Origin of the sequence: Streptomyces sp. NBC_00009 (assembly GCF_045040855.1) — a bacterium.
In the GTDB taxonomy this organism is placed as follows: Bacteria; Actinomycetota; Actinomycetes; order Streptomycetales; family Streptomycetaceae; genus Streptomyces; species Streptomyces aureus.
Genome location: NZ_CP108312.1, coordinates 6,599,158 through 6,615,414 on the forward strand (window position 1 = coordinate 6,599,158; position 16,257 = coordinate 6,615,414).

At 72.7% G+C, this 16,257-nt stretch carries 15 protein-coding genes; 9 read left to right on the forward strand and 6 right to left on the reverse strand.

The genetic code is table 11. The features are described 5' to 3' along the window. Window positions 1-46: 46 nt before the first annotated feature. Entirely contained in the window at window positions 47-988 is a 942-nt protein-coding gene (locus tag OHA58_RS29825; protein WP_405482620.1) for a LysR family transcriptional regulator, read from the forward strand. A gap of 15 nt (window positions 989-1,003) precedes the next feature. Here the strand turns inward: OHA58_RS29825 and OHA58_RS29830 are convergent, their stop codons facing one another. The 3 genes from OHA58_RS29830 to OHA58_RS29840 form a co-directional block, all read right to left on the reverse strand. Then, window positions 1,004-1,696 (reverse strand): gamma-glutamyl-gamma-aminobutyrate hydrolase family protein, encoded by a 693-nt coding sequence (locus tag OHA58_RS29830; RefSeq protein ID WP_405485247.1) that lies wholly within the window; start codon window positions 1,694-1,696, stop codon window positions 1,004-1,006. Window positions 1,697-1,722: 26 nt separating this feature from the next. Continuing rightward, window positions 1,723-3,171 (reverse strand): ethanolamine permease, encoded by a 1,449-nt coding sequence (gene eat / locus OHA58_RS29835; protein WP_405482621.1) that lies wholly within the window; start codon window positions 3,169-3,171, stop codon window positions 1,723-1,725. Between the two features lie 110 nt (window positions 3,172-3,281). Next, on the reverse strand, window positions 3,282-4,007 hold the full coding sequence (locus tag OHA58_RS29840) for a FadR/GntR family transcriptional regulator (protein WP_405482623.1): 726 nt from the start codon (window positions 4,005-4,007) through the stop codon (window positions 3,282-3,284). Between the two features lie 86 nt (window positions 4,008-4,093). On the opposite strand from OHA58_RS29840, the gene OHA58_RS29845 reads away from it, so the two are divergent. Genes OHA58_RS29845 through OHA58_RS29865 form a run of 5 tightly spaced genes read left to right on the forward strand, consistent with a single transcriptional unit; the run spans window position 4,094 to window position 9,939 of the window. Beyond that, window positions 4,094-5,470 (forward strand): glutamine synthetase family protein, encoded by a 1,377-nt coding sequence (locus OHA58_RS29845; protein WP_405482624.1) that lies wholly within the window; start codon window positions 4,094-4,096, stop codon window positions 5,468-5,470. 16 nt (window positions 5,471-5,486) lie between these two features. After that, window positions 5,487-6,842 (forward strand): aldehyde dehydrogenase family protein, encoded by a 1,356-nt coding sequence (locus OHA58_RS29850; protein ID WP_405482626.1) that lies wholly within the window; start codon window positions 5,487-5,489, stop codon window positions 6,840-6,842. Between the two features lie 6 nt (window positions 6,843-6,848). Then, entirely contained in the window at window positions 6,849-7,628 is a 780-nt protein-coding gene (locus OHA58_RS29855) for a 3-oxoacyl-ACP reductase (protein ID WP_405482627.1), read from the forward strand. Window positions 7,629-7,661: 33 nt separating this feature from the next. Beyond that, a complete protein-coding gene (locus OHA58_RS29860) occupies window positions 7,662-8,951 on the forward strand; it encodes a haloacid dehalogenase-like hydrolase (protein WP_405482628.1) in 1,290 nt (429 codons plus the stop codon). A 28-nt stretch (window positions 8,952-8,979) separates the two neighbouring features. After that, the gene (locus tag OHA58_RS29865; protein ID WP_405482629.1) at window positions 8,980-9,939 is read left to right on the forward strand and encodes a DUF2510 domain-containing protein; all 960 of its coding nucleotides are present in this window, start codon (window positions 8,980-8,982) and stop codon (window positions 9,937-9,939) included. 21 nt (window positions 9,940-9,960) lie between these two features. On the opposite strand, the gene OHA58_RS29870 is transcribed toward OHA58_RS29865, so the two are convergent. Next, entirely contained in the window at window positions 9,961-11,163 is a 1,203-nt protein-coding gene (locus OHA58_RS29870; RefSeq protein WP_405482630.1) for an amino acid deaminase/aldolase, read from the reverse strand. A gap of 148 nt (window positions 11,164-11,311) precedes the next feature. Here OHA58_RS29870 and OHA58_RS29875 point away from each other — a divergent pair, with 148 nt between their 5' ends. Together OHA58_RS29875 and mycP are read left to right on the forward strand one after the other, a co-directional pair. After that, on the forward strand, window positions 11,312-12,667 hold the full coding sequence (locus tag OHA58_RS29875) for a hypothetical protein (protein ID WP_405482631.1): 1,356 nt from the start codon (window positions 11,312-11,314) through the stop codon (window positions 12,665-12,667). Continuing rightward, entirely contained in the window at window positions 12,664-13,833 is a 1,170-nt protein-coding gene (mycP, locus tag OHA58_RS29880; RefSeq protein WP_405482633.1) for a type VII secretion-associated serine protease mycosin, read from the forward strand. Before OHA58_RS29875 ends, mycP begins: the two co-directional genes overlap by 4 nt. A gap of 11 nt (window positions 13,834-13,844) precedes the next feature. Here mycP and OHA58_RS29885 read toward each other — a convergent pair whose 3' ends face one another. Beyond that, window positions 13,845-14,768 carry a serine hydrolase gene (locus OHA58_RS29885; RefSeq protein ID WP_405482634.1) on the reverse strand — a complete coding sequence of 308 codons (924 nt, stop codon included), beginning with the start codon at window positions 14,766-14,768 and terminating at the stop codon, window positions 13,845-13,847. 95 nt (window positions 14,769-14,863) lie between these two features. On the opposite strand from OHA58_RS29885, the gene OHA58_RS29890 reads away from it, so the two are divergent. Beyond that, window positions 14,864-15,595 (forward strand): SseB family protein, encoded by a 732-nt coding sequence (locus tag OHA58_RS29890; protein WP_405482635.1) that lies wholly within the window; start codon window positions 14,864-14,866, stop codon window positions 15,593-15,595. Between the two features lie 13 nt (window positions 15,596-15,608). Here OHA58_RS29890 and OHA58_RS29895 read toward each other — a convergent pair whose 3' ends face one another. Next, on the reverse strand, window positions 15,609-15,980 hold the full coding sequence (locus tag OHA58_RS29895) for a DUF1844 domain-containing protein (protein WP_266566358.1): 372 nt from the start codon (window positions 15,978-15,980) through the stop codon (window positions 15,609-15,611). Window positions 15,981-16,257: the final 277 nt, after the last annotated feature.

Here is a 16,257-nt window from a genome sequence, read left to right on the forward strand (position 1 = left end):
GCCCCCCACCAGGGACCATGCCCCTATGAGGGCATAAGCTGGATTTATGAGTGGCGATACGGCGGGTGCGGCGGACGGTTCGACGGCAGGGGCGGGCCTTGCTCACCGGGTCCCGGACCTCGGCGCCCTGGAACTCCTTCTCGCCGTGGCGCGGCTCGGCAGTCTGGGTCGCGCCGCGCGCGAGACGGGCATCACGCAGCCCGCGGCCAGCAGCCGCATCCGCTCCATGGAACGCCAGCTCGGGGTGGCCCTGGTCGACCGGTCACCGCGCGGCTCACGGCTCACCGACGCGGGCGCGCTCGTCACGGACTGGGCGCGGCGGATCGTCGAGGCGGCGGCGGCCTTCGACGCCGGGGCACAGGCGCTGCGCGACCGCCGTGACTCGCGGCTGCGGGTCGCCGCCAGCATGACGATCGCCGAGTACCTGCTGCCGAACTGGCTGCTCGCGCTGCGCGCGGAGCGCCCCGACACGGCGGTGTCGCTCCACGCGGGCAACTCGGCGGCGGTCGCGGAGCGCCTCCTGTCCGGCGACGCGGACCTCGGCTTCGTCGAGGGCCTCGCGGTGCCCGCGGGCCTGGACGCCACGGTCATCGCCCATGACCGGCTCATCGTGGTCACCGCCCCCGGACACCCGTGGGCCCGGCGCAGGAAGCCACTGTCGGCCGACGAGCTGGCGGCGACCCCGCTCATCCTGCGCGAGCGCGGCTCGGGCACCCGGCAGGTCCTCGACGCCGCGCTCGGCGGCCTGGCGCGCCCCCTCATCGAGCTGTCGTCGACGACCGCGGTGAAGGCGGCGGCGGTGAGCGGGGCGGGCCCCTCCGTCCTGAGCGAGCTCGCCGTCGGTGAAGAACTCGCCGCGCGCAGGCTCGTCGAGATCCCGCTCGAAGGCGTACGGCTGCGCAGGGACCTGCGCGCGGTCTGGCCGACCGGGCACCGGCCGGTGGGGCCGGCCAGGGAGCTGCTCGCTCTCACGCGCGGGCCGGCCTGAGCGTCGCCCGTGACGTCAGGAGCCGCCCCGCGCCGCCGCGCGGATCAGGCCGCCCATGACGCGTGCGTCCTCGCCCATCTCGGGGTGCCACTGCACGCCGAGTACCCAGGTGAGGCTCTGGAGTTCGACCGCCTCGACCGTGCCGTCCGCCGCGTGGGCCGACGCGACCAGACCCCGGCCGAGCCGGTCGACCGCCTGATGGTGGTACGTCGGCACGTCCGACTCCTCGGGCACCAGCTCGCCGTACCGCGTCCCGGGCACGGGCGTCACCGCGTGCGTCCCGAAGACGCCGATGTCCTTGACGTGCCCCTCGATGTGCTGGGTGAGCGTGCCGCCGAGGGCCACGTTCAGGAGCTGCATGCCCCGGCAGATGCCGAGCAGCGGCTTGCCGGACGCCAACGCGGCGCGGATCAGGGCGAGTTCCCACGCGTCCCGCTCGACCGCGGGCGGCCCGGTGCGGTCCTCGCGCGCGGCGCCGTACCGGCCCGGTTCCACGTCGGGCCCGCCCGCGACGACGAGCCCGTCGAGCCGGGCGACCACCGAGGGCGCGTACGTGGGGTCGTCCGGCGGCACCATCGCGGCGAGGCCGCCTGCGGCCTGCACGAGCCGCGGGTACCCGGCGGGCAGCAGTGCGGCGGGCAACTCCCACACGCCCCAGCTCGCCTTCGCCTCCAAGTAGGTGCTGACCCCGATCAGCGGCCTGCCCATCATGTGCCCGTGCTCCCTCGCCATGGTCAGTCCCGTTCCAGTTCGGCCTCTGCCGCCGCGAGCGCCGCGAACTCCTCCTCGGGGGCCCGCGCCACCAGATGCCTGCGGCTGTAGGCCCCGAAGTACCCGATCGCCACCGCGTACACCCCGAGCGCGATCAGCGCCGCCGTCACGTCCACCAGGAAGGTGGCGACCAGCGCCGCGCACGCGAGGACCAGCGCCACGGAGGACGTGAGCACGCCGCCCGGAGTGCGGTACGGCCGCTCGAGGCCCGGTTCCCGGCGCCGCAGCACGATGTGCGACAGGGACATCAGAGCGTACGAGATCGTCGCGCCGAACACCGCGACGTTCAGCATGCGGGCACCGTCTCCCGTCGCGGCCGCCAGCGCGAAGCCGATCGCGCCCGGCACGAGCAGGCCGAGGTAGGGCGCCTTGCGCCGGCTGGTGAGCGACAGGAAGCGGGGGAGGTAGCCCGCGCGGGAGAGCGCGAAGAGCTGGCGCGAGCCCGCGTAGATGAGGGAGAAGAACGACGCGACCAGGCCCGCGAGCCCCGCGTAGTTCACGATGCGGCTCAGCGCCGTCGCCCTGCCGCCGGGCTGCAGCGCCTCGACGAGCGGGTTGCCCGCCTCCTGGATCGCGGCGGAGCCGCGCGCCCCCGACGCGGCGAGGAACGTCAGGACGGCGAGCACCGCGAGGATCGCCATGGACCAGCGGATGGCGCGGGGCAGGGTGCGCGCCGGGTCCTTGGTCTCCTCGGCGGCGAGCGGCACGCCCTCCACGCCCAGGAAGAACCACATGCCGAACGGGAACGCCGCCCAGATCCCCAACAGGCCCATGGGGAGCCAGGAGTTGGCGCCGAACGCGCCCGTGTCCACGGGGATGTCGTTGAGCTTCGACGCGTCGAAGTCGGTGAACGCGGCGACCGCGAAGACGAGCAGCGCCGCGACCGCGATGCCGGTGACGACGAAGCTGAAGCGCAGCGCCTCTCCCACGCCCCACAGGTGGATGCCGATGAAGACGAGGAAGCAGGCCAGGTAGACCGGCCAGCCGGAGGTCAGGCCGAACAGGCCGAGCGACTCGACGTAGTCGCCGATGAAGATGGAGATGGCGGCCGGCGCGAGGACGTACTCGATGAGGATCGCCGTGCCGGTGAGGAAGCCGCCCCAGGGGCCGAGGGCTCGGCGCGCGAAACCGTAGCCGCCGCCCGCGGTGGGCAGCACCGAGGACAGCTCGGCCAGGGAGAACACCATGCACGCGTACATGACGCCCATCAGGGCCATCGCGATCCCGAGGCCGCCGAAGCCGCCCTGCGCCAGGCCGAAGTTCCAGCCCGAGTAGTCGCCGGAGACGACGTACGCGACGCCGAGCCCGGTCAGGAGCAGCCAGCCCGCGCTGCCGCGGCGCAGCGTTCTGCGTTCCAGATAGTCGTCCCCCGTATCACCGGTGGGGCGGGTGTTCTGGGTGTCCAAGGTCATGGCGCGGCTCCCCGTCGTACGGTGGATGCTCAATGGAGTGGATCCATACCTTTGCGGGGAGCGCGCGAAGAAATCAAGACCCCTGCGTTACGCGCCGGTTAATCACGGGCTCAGGTCAGGAAGCCCCGCAGGAGAGCGGCCGTGCCGGCGCAGTGCTCGCGCATCATCTCCCGCGCCCCGTCCGCGTCCCCGTCGAGCACCGCCTCCACCAGGGCCGTGTGCTGGCGCTGCGAATGCTCCAGGTTCCGTACCAACAGCGGGATGCAGTCGAGGAGCTCGTTCACCGTCGCGCGCACCGCCGCGTACTGCGCCGTGAGCGAGGGTGACCCGCACAGCTCGGCAAGCGTGAGGTGGAGGAGGGTGTCGAGGCGCCGGTAGTCGGCGAGCGGCGCGTCATGGGTGCGGGCCAGGGCGTCGCGCAGCCGGCCCGCCTGTTCGTCCGTGAGGCCGTGCGCGGCGCACAGTCCCGCCGCCCCGACCTCCAGGACCTCCCGGAAGCGCAGCGCGTCCTCGACGTCCACGTCCTTGAGGCGGCGGCGCAGCTCGTCCTCGCTCGGCGCGTCCGTGCGCGCCACCACGAACGTGCCGCCGTAGCGCCCGCGCCGCGACTCGACCAGGCCCTGGTCCTGGAGCACCTTCAGGACCTCCCGCAGCGTCACCCTGCTGATGCCGAGCCGGTCCGCCAACTCCCGCTCGGAGGGCAGGCGTTCACCTCCCGGCACCAGGCCGAGCCGGACGACCTGGAGGATCTGCTCCAGGGCCTCCTCGAATCCGTTGCCCGCCCGCACGGGCCGCAGCACCGGCGTGAGCCGGTCGTCGCCATCGGTGTGCGACATATGGCCGTACCCCCTTCCCAAGCAATGGTTCTCCGCAATACCTTATGGCTTCCGGCTGACCGAAGAAGCCCGAAGGAGGCCTTCCCGTGGCAGACCGCACACCCCCGCTCGGCGTCGAGGAGCTCACGTCCCTCGTCGAGAGCGGAGAGATCGACACTGTCGTCCTGGCCTTCCCCGATATGCAAGGGCGGCTCCAGGGCAAGCGGTTCGCCGCCCGCTTCTTCCTCGACGAGGTCCTCGCCCACGGCACGGAGGGCTGCAACTACCTCCTCGCCGTCGACACCGAGATGAACACGGTCGACGGATACGAGATGTCCTCCTGGGACCGCGGCTACGGCGACTTCGCCATGCACGCCGACCTCTCCACCCTGCGCCGCGTCCCCTGGAACGACGGCACCGCGATGCTCATCGCGGACCTAGCGTGGAACGACGCCTCGCCCGTCGTGGCCGCGCCCCGGCAGATCCTGCGCCGCCAGCTCGACCGGCTCGCCGAACTCGGCTACACCGCCCACGTCGGCACGGAACTCGAGTTCATCGTCTTCAAGGACACCTACGAGCAGGCCTGGGACGCGGGCTACAAGAACCTGACCCCGGCAAACCAGTACAACATCGACTACTCGGTCCTCGGCACCGGCCGCATCGAGCCGCTTCTGCGCCGCATCCGCAACGACATGGCGGCCGCGGGACTGATCGTCGAATCGGCCAAGGGCGAGTGCAACCCCGGCCAGCACGAGATCGTGTTCCGTTACGACGAAGCCCTCGTCACCTGCGACCAGCACGCCATCTACAAGACCGGCGCCAAGGAGATCGCGGCCCAGGAGGGTGTCTCGCTCACCTTCATGGCCAAGTTCAACGAGCGCGAGGGCAACTCCTGTCACATCCACCTCTCGCTCCAGTCCATCGACGAGCCCGGCACCAACGTCATGGCGGGCACCGCGGACGACCCCGGCGGGATGTCACCGGTGATGCGGCACTTCCTCGCGGGCCAGCTCGCCGCACTGCGCGACTTCTCGCTGCTCTACGCGCCCAACATCAACTCGTACAAGCGGTTCCAGCCGGGCTCCTTCGCGCCGACCGCCGCTGCGTGGGGCTACGACAACCGCACCTGCGCGCTCCGCGTCGTCGGCCACGGCCGCTCGATGCGCTTCGAGAACCGCCTGCCCGGCGGCGACGTGAACCCGCACCTCGCGGTCGCCGGACTCGTGGCAGCCGGCCTGTACGGCATCGAGCAGAAGCTCGAACTGCCCGAGGAATGCACCGGAAACGCCTACACCGGCGAGTACGAGCACGTTCCCACGACGCTGCGCGAGGCCGCCGAGCTGTGGGAGAACAGCCCCATCGCCAAGGCCGCGTTCGGCGACGAGGTCGTCGCGCACTACCGCAACATGGCGCGGGTCGAACTGGACGCGTTCGACGCCGCCGTCACCGACTGGGAACTCCGCAGGTCGTTCGAAAGGCTCTAGGGCGAAAGGCTTTAGCGTGCACGACATCCTCAACCCGGCGACCGAAGAAGTCATCGCCACGATCCACGCGACCTCCCGCGACCAGGTCGACGCCGCGGTCCTGCGGGCCCACCGGGCACAGCGCGGCTGGGCGGCCGCGGCCCCCGCCGACCGGGCCCGCCTCCTGCGCCGCTTCGCCGCCGTCGTCGACGAGCACGTCGAGGAACTCGCCCGCCTCGAGGTGCGCGAGGCCGGACACACCATCGGCAACGCCCGCTGGGAGGCCGGCAACGTCCGCGACCTGCTCGACTACGCGGCCGGGGGAGTGGAGCGCCTCACCGGCCGCCAGATCCCCGTCGCCGGCGGCCTCGACATCACGATCCTCGAACCCCTCGGCGTCGTCGGTGTCATCGCGCCCTGGAACTTCCCCATGCCGATCGCCGCGTGGGGCACGGCCCCGGCGCTCGCCGCCGGGAACGCGGTGATCCTCAAGCCTGCCGAGACGACCCCGCTCACCGCGCTCCGCCTCGCCGAACTCGCCCTGGAGGCCGGGCTTCCCGAGTACCTCTTCCAGGTCCTTCCCGGCGCGGGAGACGTGGCGGGAGCCGCACTCGTCGAGCACCCCGGCGTCGCCAAGATCGTGTTCACCGGCTCCACCCGCGTCGGCAAACAGATCATGGCCAAGTGCGCCGGCCAGGTGAAGCGCGTGACCCTCGAACTCGGCGGCAAGAGCCCGAACATCGTCTTCGCCGACGCCGACATCGAGGCGGCCGCCGCGGCCACCCCCATGTCCTTCCTCGACAACTCGGGCCAGGACTGCTGCGCCCGCACCCGCATCCTCGTCCAGCGCTCCGCCTACGACCGCTTCCTCGAACTCCTCGCCCCCGCGATCGAGTCCGTCGTCGTCGGCGACCCGTCCGACGAGAAGACCCAGATGGGCCCGCTCATCTCCAAGTCCCAGCTGGACAGGGTCCGTTCGTACGTCGACGGGGGCGCGGCCGTCCTGCGGGGCACCGCGCCCGAAGGCCCCGGCTTCTGGTTCCCGCCGACCGTCCTCACCGACACGGCACCCGACGCGCCCGCCGCCGTCGAGGAGGTCTTCGGCCCGGTCGCCGTCGTCCTGCCCTTCGACGACGAGGCCGACGCCGTACGCCTCGCCAACGCCACCGAATACGGCCTCTCCGGCTCCATCTGGACCCGCGACGTGGGCCGCGCCCTGCGCGTCTCGGGCGCCGTGCGTGCCGGGAACCTCTCGGTCAACTCCCACTCCAGCGTCCGCTACGCGACCCCGTTCGGCGGCTACAAGCAGTCCGGCGTCGGCCGCGAGCTGGGCCCCGACGCCCTCACCGCCTTCACCGAAACCAAGAACGTCTTCATCAGCACGGAGGCCTGAACCCCTATGTCAGAGAACATCTGCCGCCGCCTCACCGGCCGCACCGCCGTCATCACCGGAGCCGGCAGCGGCATCGGCCTCGCCACCGCCCGCCGCCTCGCCTCCGAGGGTGCGAACGTGGTCTGCGCCGACATCGACGAGAGCGCCGGCAAGAAGGCCGCCGAGGACGTCGGCGGCACCTTCGTCCAGGTCGACGTCACCGACGCCGAACAGGTCGAGGCGCTCTTCAAGACCGCGTACGACACCTACGGTTCGGTCGACATCGCCTTCAACAACGCCGGGATCTCGCCCCCCGACGACGACTCCATCCTGGACACGGGCCTGGAGGCCTGGAAGCGCGTCCAGGAGGTCAACCTCACCTCCGTCTTCCTGTGCTGCAAGGCCGCCATCCCCTACATGCGGCAGCAGGGCAAGGGCTCCATCATCAACACCGCCTCGTTCGTGGCACGGATGGGCGCGGCGACCTCCCAGATCTCGTACACGGCCTCCAAGGGCGGCGTCCTCGCCATGTCGCGTGAGCTCGGCGTGCAGTTCGCCCGCGAGGGCATCAGGGTCAACGCCCTGTGCCCGGGCCCGGTCAACACCCCGCTCCTCCAGGAGCTGTTCGCCAAGGACCCCGAGCGCGCCGCGCGCCGCCTCGTGCACATCCCCGTCGGCCGCTTCGCGGACGCCGAGGAGATCGCCGCCGCCGTGGCCTTCCTCGCGAGCGACGACTCCTCGTTCGTGAACGCCACCGACTTCCTCGTCGACGGCGGCATCTCGGGGGCGTACGTCACGCCTCTGTAGGGGACGCGTCATGTAGGTGTACGGTCCCCAGGCATGCGTAACAGAGATGTTGCCGCGTGGACTTCAGCCGTGGTCACCGTCCTGGTGGCCACGGCTCTCGTCTCTCCTGCGGCCGCCGCCACGTCCGCTCCCACCACCGACCGGGCCTGCCCGCAGCTCTCCGAGAAGCTGTCGTGGTACGGGCAGAACCGGGCCCGGCTCCAGCGCATGATCGACGAGCGCGGGACCTGCAACGGCCACCACGGGCCCCGCCCTGTCGCCGCGTTCGACTGGGACAACACCGTCTCCAAGAACGATGTCACCGACGCGACGATCGCCTGGTCGCTCAAGCACGACAAGATCCTGCGGCCCGCGAGCTGGAAGAAGACCAGCAAGTGGCTGACCGACGACGCCGACAAGGCCCTGACCGCCGCCTGCGGCACCGCCGTACCCGTCGGCGCGCCCCTGCCGACCTCCACCGACACTGACTGCACCGACGAGATCTTCAACATCCGCGAGTCCGGCAAGACCATGAGCGGCGCCGCCGCCTTCGCCGGGGAGTGGAACCACCGCCGCACCGTGCCCCAGTACGCCTGGGTGCCGCAGCTGTTCGCCGGACACACCGTCCCTGAACTGGAGTCGTACGCCGCCCAGGCCCGCCGCGAGGCCCTCGCCGCACCCGTCGGCTCGACCCAGACGCTCGGCACGCACACCATCCCCGGATACGTGCGCTACTACGAGCAGCAGCGCGACCTCATCCGCACGCTGCAGAAGGCCGGGTTCGACGTCTACATCGTGTCGGCCGGGTCCGAGCCCGTGACCGAGGTGTGGTCGGGCGGCCGGGGCGGCGTCGGCATCGACCGCGCCCACACCATCGCCATCCGTTCCGTCCTCGACAGCAAGGGCCGCATCACCACGTACAACGAAGGCTGCGGCGGGGTCGGACGCACCCAGGGCGAGGCCATCCCGTACATCGACGGCAAGCGCTGCTGGATCAACCAGGACCTCTTCCACATCAAGGGCAAGTCTGCCTGGGAGAAGCAGCGTTGGAGCAAGCGCATCGCCCTCGGCGGCGGAGACGCCGACACCGACGTCACCTTCGTCGGCGACGCCACCGGCGCGCACCTCGTGCTCAACCGCAACAAGAACGAGGTGATGTGCCGCGCCTACGACAACGCCGACGGGCGCTGGGTCGTGAACCCCATGTTCATCGAACCGCTCCCGCGCAAGTCCGGCAGCTACCCCTGCTCCACGGCCGCGTACAACAAGCCCGAGGGCGGCTTCGGCCCGGTCCTGCGCCCGGACGGCTCCGTCGTGCCCGACCAGGCGGACTCGGTGTACTGACCTTCCCCGCGCAATTTAGAGTGCCGGGATGAGCATGACGCCCCCGCCCGGCTGGTACCCGGACCCCACGGCCCCGCCCACCGAGCGCTGGTGGGACGGGGCCGCGTGGACCGAGCACCGGCGGCAGCCGCAGAACACCCCGGCCGCCCCACAGGCTTTCGGGCCGCCCGTCGAGCCCCCGCTCCCGGCCACGGGCCCGCAGCGCCCGCCTGCCGCACCGGGCCGCCGCGCCAGGACCATCGCCCTGGCCGCCGCCGGGATCGTGCTCGTCGCCTCCATCGCCACCGGCGCCGTACTCCTCGGCCGCGGCGACGACGACTCCAAGACCCGCACGGCACCCACCACGAGCGCCCCCACGCCCACGGACCCGACCGCCAACGCGAGCAGCGCCGAGCCCACCCCCACCGAGGACGCGTCCACCGCCGTCGACCAGCTCAACGGCATCACGCTCCCCGTCCTCGACGGCTGGCAGAAGGCCGAGAACGTCGTCGACGACGACATGCTGATCACCACCCCGCGCACCTACGACTGCCCCGGCGACTCGGGCCTGTGCCGGCACGGCACCGTCGTCTCCCGCACCGTCACCGGGACCGACGAGACCTCACCCGAAGCCATCGCCAAACGGGACATCAAGGACGCCGCGAACGCCTCGTACGACGAGAACGGCATCAACCAGCAGCCCTTCGGCGGCATCGAGTCGCACCAGCAGATCGCCGCCCGCCAGACCGCCGTCGCCGGGCGCGCCGGCTATCTCGTCCGTTGGAAGGTGAAGACCGCCAAGGGGCCCGGCGGTTACGTCCAGTCCGTCGTCTTCCCCTCCAGCGTCGGCTCCGAGTCCCTGGTGACCGTCCGCATCACCGTCGACGCAGGCAAGGAGGCACCGCCGCTCTCCGACATGGACCGCATCGTCAAGGGCATCAAGGCGGTCGGCGACAGCGGGTCGGACGGCGGCGTGGGCAGCAGCATCGGCCCCACCGTCACGCCATAGCGTCTTCAGGGTCCTCAGAGGTCAGAGGAACGTGTAGCCCTCGCCGCGGTACGTCGGCACGGTCGCCGTCACCGCGTCGCCCTCCACCAGGCGCAGCACGTCGAACCGCTCGCACAGCTCGCCGGCCTTCGCGTGCCGGAACCACACCTTGTCGCCGATCAGCAGATCGTCGGCGGGCGCCCCGAGCAGCGGCGTCTGCACCTCGCCCGGGCCCTCCTGCGGGTCGTAGCGCAGGCCCTCCGGGAGATACGGCACCGGCAGCCGGTCGGCTCCCGCGGCGCCCGACGCCGGATAACCGCCGCCGAGCACGGTCACGATCCCGACGCCCGGCCTGCGCACCACGGGCTGCGCGAACAGGGCGGCGGGCCGGCCCGTGAACGACGTGTAGTTGTCGAACAGGCGCGGCACATAGAGACCCGACCCCGCCGCGATCTCGGTCACCGCGCGCTCGGCCGCGGTGTGCTGCACACTGCCCGTGCCGCCGCCGTTCACGAACTCCAGGTCCGGCGCCACCGTCCGCACCGCGCGCACCACTTCGGCCCGCCTGACCGCCAGCTCCTTGCGGGCCGCCGCCTGCATCAGCCGGATCGCCCGCGACCGCACCGGCCGCCCCGCGACCGCGTCCCCGACACCCGCGACATGACCCTCGTACGCCATCAGACCCACGAGCCGGAACCCCGGCCGCCGGGCCACGGAGCGTGCCATGTCGGCGACTTGGGCGGGGGAGTGGAGCGGGGAGCGGCGGGCGCCGACCCGTACGCGGCCGCCGAGCACCTGCCACGAGGTGTCCAGTTCCAGACAGACCCTGATCTCCTCGCGCCCGCCGTCCCGCGCGTCGTCGATCAGCCGCAGCTGGGCCGGGTCGTCGACCATCACCGTGACCGCCGCCGCAAGCTTCGGGTCGTGCGCGAGCTCCGCGAAAGCGGCCCGGTCCGCCGACGGATACGCGAGCAGCACGTCCTCGAAACCGGACCGCGCCAGCCACAGGGACTCCGCGAGCGTGAACGACATGATCCCGGCGAAACCGTCCCTGGCCAGGACCCGTTCGAGAAGGGCCCGGCAGCGCACCGACTTGCTCGCGACACGGATCGGCTTTCCGGCCGCCCGCCTCACCAGGTCGTCCGCGTTGGCGTCGAACGCGTCCAGATCGACGATCGCGACCGGGGCGTCGAGATGAGCGGTGGCCCGGTCGTAGCGGGCCCTGTCGGCTGCGCGGGGTGTCATGACCGAAGCCTGCCAGACACGATTACCGCGGGGTAGGGGGAGGATCCGGGCAGATCGTCCTGACCTGCGGTACGGGGTCCCTGCGAGGCCGCGTCAGCCCGTAGAGTGACGCGGACGCAGGACGAGAACGGGACGGAAACGGGGAGGCATGAGCACGCAAGCGCGCCGCGCGCCGATCCCGCCGCGCCCCTCCCAGCCGCCCACGCCGCGTGACGAGTTGGCCGATGCCTCCGCCGGCCCGGACGCGTCGATACCCCCGCGCCCCGCGCACACCCCGGCGCCGGACCACACGCCTCCGCCGCCCCCGGCCTCGGCCCGCTTCCCGGACACCCCGCCCGTGCCGGGCGCGCCTGCGGCCCCCGCGTCCGACCGGCCGGCGCCCGCCACGCGCCCCGGAGCCGGCCCCCTGCCGCCCGAGCGCCCGACGGAGACCACGACCCGGCTGCGCCCGATCAGGGACACCGCCGCGCAGAGCGCCGACGGCCCGCCCCCGCCCCGCCCCGCCACACCCCCCGCGGCAGCCGCCCCGGGCCGCCCCGCCACGCCGCCGCGCGCCCCCGGCGAACCGCACGCCACCGTCCCCCGCCCCGCCGCGCCCCCGCGCATCCCGGGCGAGCCCCCCGTCGGAAGGCGCCCGGTCGGAGCCGTCGACCTCACCCCGGGACCCGGCGCCGGCCGCCCCTTCGTGTTCTCCGCCCGCCCCGCCTCGTACGACGACAGCACCACCCGCCTGCGCCCCATCGGCTCCCGGATACGGCCCCGCGTCGCGGCCGCCGCGGCGTGCGCCGTGCTCGGCCTCGGCCTCATCGGCGGTGCGGCGACCGGGAGTTGGCTGACCGGGGACAGCGGCGGCAGCCTCGGCTCGCCGAGCTCGTACGCCGCCGCCGGAACCCTCTGGCACAGCGTCCCCGTCGACCGGCTCTTCCCGCCCGTCATCAAGGGCGACGGAGCGGGACCCGGCGGCGCCGACCGCACCTGGACACGCATCGCCGTCGCCCCGGACAGCACCTGCGAGAACGCCTTCGACCCGCTGCTGCAGAGGGCGCTCAGGCCCGCCGGGTGCCTGCGCCTCCTGCGCGCCACCTACACCGACGCCACCCGCAGCCATGTCACCACCGTCGGCCTGCTGTTCACCAAGGCGGACACCGAGGCCATGAAGGCGCTGCGCACCCGGTTCACCGAGGACGGCCTCGACCGCAGGAACGACCTCATGCCCCACCCGTACGCGGTCAAGGGCACCCTCGCCGCCGGGTTCGGCGACGCCCAGCGCGCCTCCTGGACGATCTCCGTCCTCACCGACGCCCCCGTCGTCGCCTACGCCGTCTCCGGCTTCGCCGACGCCCGTACCGTCACCGACCCGCAGCCCGCCGCCGAGGCCATGAAGTCCGGCAGCGTCACGACCCCCGCGCAGGCCGGCCTCGGCCACGAGGCACAGGGCATCGCCGACCGCGTCGAACGAAGCCTGCGCGCCGCCGTCGCCAAGGCCACCGAGGAGCCGTCTTGACCCCCACGGCCGCCGCCTGGCGGAACGCCGCCACCGCGCTGACGGCCGCCGCGGCCCTCGCGCTGCTCCCGTCGACCACCGCCCACGCCGACTCCATCCGCGCCCAGCAGTGGGGCCTGGACGCCATGCACACCGAGGAGGCCTGGCGCACGACCAAGGGCAAGGGCATCACGGTCGCCGTCCTCGACACCGGCGTGGACGACACCCACCCCGACCTCAAGGGCAACGTCCTGCCCGCCAAGGACTTCGTCGGCTTCGGAGCCAAGCGGGGCGACCGCTCCTGGGCCCGGCACGGCACCGCCATGGCCGGGATCATCGCCGGTCACGGCCACGGCCCCGGCGGCGACGACGGCGTACTCGGCATCGCACCCGAGGCGAAGATCCTGCCCGTCCGCGTGATCCTCGAGGACGGAGACCCGGCCCGCAAGGAAGCCCGCTCCAGCCGGGGCAGCGCACTCGCCGACGGCATCCGCTGGGCCGCCGACCACGGCGCCGACGTCATCAACCTCTCCCTCGGCGACGACTCCGCCACCGCCCACCCGGAAGCCACCGAGGACGCCGCCGTCCAGTACGCCCTGAAGAAGGGCTCCGTCGTCGTCGCCTCCGCGGGCAACGGCGGCAAGAAGGGCGACCACATCTCCTACCCGGCCGCGTACCCCGGAGTGATCACGGCCACCGCCGTCGACCGCTACCTCCACCGCGCCCCCTTCTCCACCCGCCGCTGGTACGCCACCGTCAGCGCCCCCGGCAACGCCATCGCGATCGCCGACCCCGACCGCACGTACTACTCGGGCTGGGGCACCAGTGCCGCCTCCGCGTTCGTCTCCGGCGCCGTCGCGCTGGTCCGCGCCGCCCACCCGGGGCTCACGCCCGCGCAGATCAAGCAGCTCCTTGAGGACACCGCCCGCGACACCCCCTCGGGCGGCCGCGACGACTCCCTCGGCTTCGGCTTCGTCGACCCGGCGGCCGCGATCCGCAAGGGCGATTCCCTCAAGCCCGAGGGCCTGCGCTCGACCACGTACTCGGAGAAGTTCTTCGGCACGGGACCCGACATCCCCGACGGCGACGCCTCGACCGGCTGGGCGGGCCCCGTCGCGGGAGGCCTCGGCGTCGTGCTCCTCGCGGCCGCCGTCCATCTGTGGCGCGGGCGTCGCACGCTCCGCTGACCTGCTGAGCCTCAGCCGGTGAGCACGGAGACGGCCGCCTTCGCGATCCCCTCCACCAGTGCCACCCCCGCCTCCTTGGTCGGATTGCCGTCGGAGAGCACCGAGACCAGATACCGCTTCCCGCCCACGGACACCCGCCCGACGCTGTTGATGTCCCACAGCCCGGTCGCGCTGCGCGGCAGCCACCCGTTCTTCAGCGCACACACGGACGCGGAGTCGGCCGCCGCTGACACACCCCACCGCTGATCCGACGCGATCCGCCCCATCAGCCCGGCGACGTACGCGCGCGACGCCTCGCTCAGCCCCGAGTCCGCGCTCTCCGTACTCTCCGCGCCCTCCGTGCCGAACACGGCCCGCAGCAAGGTCAGTTGATCCGCCGCCGTCGTCTGCGTCAGGCCCCACTCGCCGCCCGCGCCCGCCCTCGTCCCGGTCAGCCCCAGCGTCAGGTTCGCCGCGTCGAGCCCGTCCGCGCCGCCGATCGCCTCCCACAGGGCCGTCGCGGACGCGTTGTCACTGTTCTCGATCATCGCCGTCGCGTACGCGCGCTCCTGCGAGGTCAGCGCCCGCCCCGCGTCCTGCGCCCGCAGCAGCAGCGCCGCGAGGATGTCGACCTTGACGATGCTCGCGGTGTCGAACGCGGACGTGCCGTCGTACACGGCGCGGTCCGTCGCCCCGTCCAGCGCGGCCACCGCCACGGAGACCCGCGCGTCACCATCCGGAAGCAGGGGCTTCAGCGCGTTGGCGAGCGCGTCGTCACGGTCCACGGAGACCTCCTCGTCGGGTGCGGATGCGGACGCCTCCCCGGAAGAGGCCGCCGACGCCGTGGCGGCGACCGGAACCGCCTGCCCCGCCCCGCCCGGCGAGCAGCCTATGAGGGTCCCCACGAGCGTTCCCGTGAGAAGGGCGGCCCACGCCGCGAGTCCGTTCCGGTGCATGCCCGGATGCTCGGCGCCCGTCCTGTGCGCACCGTGAGACCAGGCTCTGGGTCCGCTGAGAAGATCGCGCCGCCGGGTCGGTAGGGTCGGTGAACGTGGCGAACAAGAACATTCCCGACCCCGGCTTCTCCGACGACGACGGCTCCGCGGACCCGCGGCTGAGTGCGGCCCTCGCGGCCTGGGCCGAGGACCGCACGGCGCACGGCCCGGTCCTCGCGGCACTCAAGGAAGCCCGGCTCCTCGTCCCCGTCGTCGCCGTACTCGGCGAGGTGGAGGAGGACGAGAACGGGCTGCGCCGCGAGAAGACCAGCGACATGGCCGTGCCCACCCTCAAGGCAGGCGACCGCAAGGCCCTGCCCGCGTTCACCTCCACCGCGGCCCTTGCGCTGTGGGACCCCGAGGCACGCCCCGTCGCCGTACCCCTGCACCAGGCGCTCCAGGCCGCCGCGCACGAGCAGGCCGACACCGTCGTCATCGACCTCGCGGGTCCGGTCGCCTACGAGCTCAGCGGCGCCGCCCTGCGCGCCGCGAACGAGGGCCGCACCAGCGCCGACCCCCTCGCCGACCCGGCCGTCACGGAGGCGATCCGCGCCGCCGTCGCCGCCGAGCCCGGCGTCCTGCGCGCCCACCTGGGCCCGGGCAGCGCCGACGGCATCCTCGCGCTCGTCCTCGACCCGTCGGCCGCCCCGGCCGAGACCGCCCGCGCCGTCGCCGGGCGCATCGCCGCCGACGAAACACTGAGGGCCCGCCTGGTGCGGGGTCTCGACCTGGCACTCCTGCCGGCCGGGACCACGCCACCCGGCGAGCCCCTCTACGTACGCGCGTGAACTACCGGGACGATCAGCCGTAGACCGGGCCCGTGTACTTCTCGCCGGGGCCCTGGCCCGGCTCGTCCGGCACGAAGGACGCCTCGCGGAACGCCAGCTGCAGTGACTTCAGACCGTCGCGCAGCGGCGCCGCGTGGAACGAGCTGATCTCGGTCGTGCTCGCGTCGAGCAGACCGGCGAGGGCGTGCACGAGCTTGCGGGCCTCGTCGAGGTCCTTGTGGGCGTCGCCCTCCTCGGTGAGGCCGAGCTTCACCGCGGCGGCGCTCATCAGGTTGACCGCGACCGTCACGATCACCTCGACGGCGGGGACCTCGGCGATGTCCCGGGTCAGGGCGTCGTAATCAGTGTTTTCGGCGTTTTCGGCAGCGGGGGTGGCGTCATTCATGTGCCCCACGATATGCCGCCCGCACACTCGGTTGGGCCCACCCCCCGAGAGCTGCTAACCTTGTGTAACGACCGGCCGGACACGCTTGCCACTGGCTTGAGTGACCGGCCCACAAGTGGAGGCTCCGATCTCCCACCTTGCTGCTCCTCAGGGGCGGCGGGTCACCGGTCAGATGGCCCCCATCGTTCCGTACGGACGATGGAGCCGTCCGATGTGCGCCCCGCGGTCATACGCGACGGTGCTCCGGTAGTCCTTGGAGCCCCGCCTGTGTACCGTC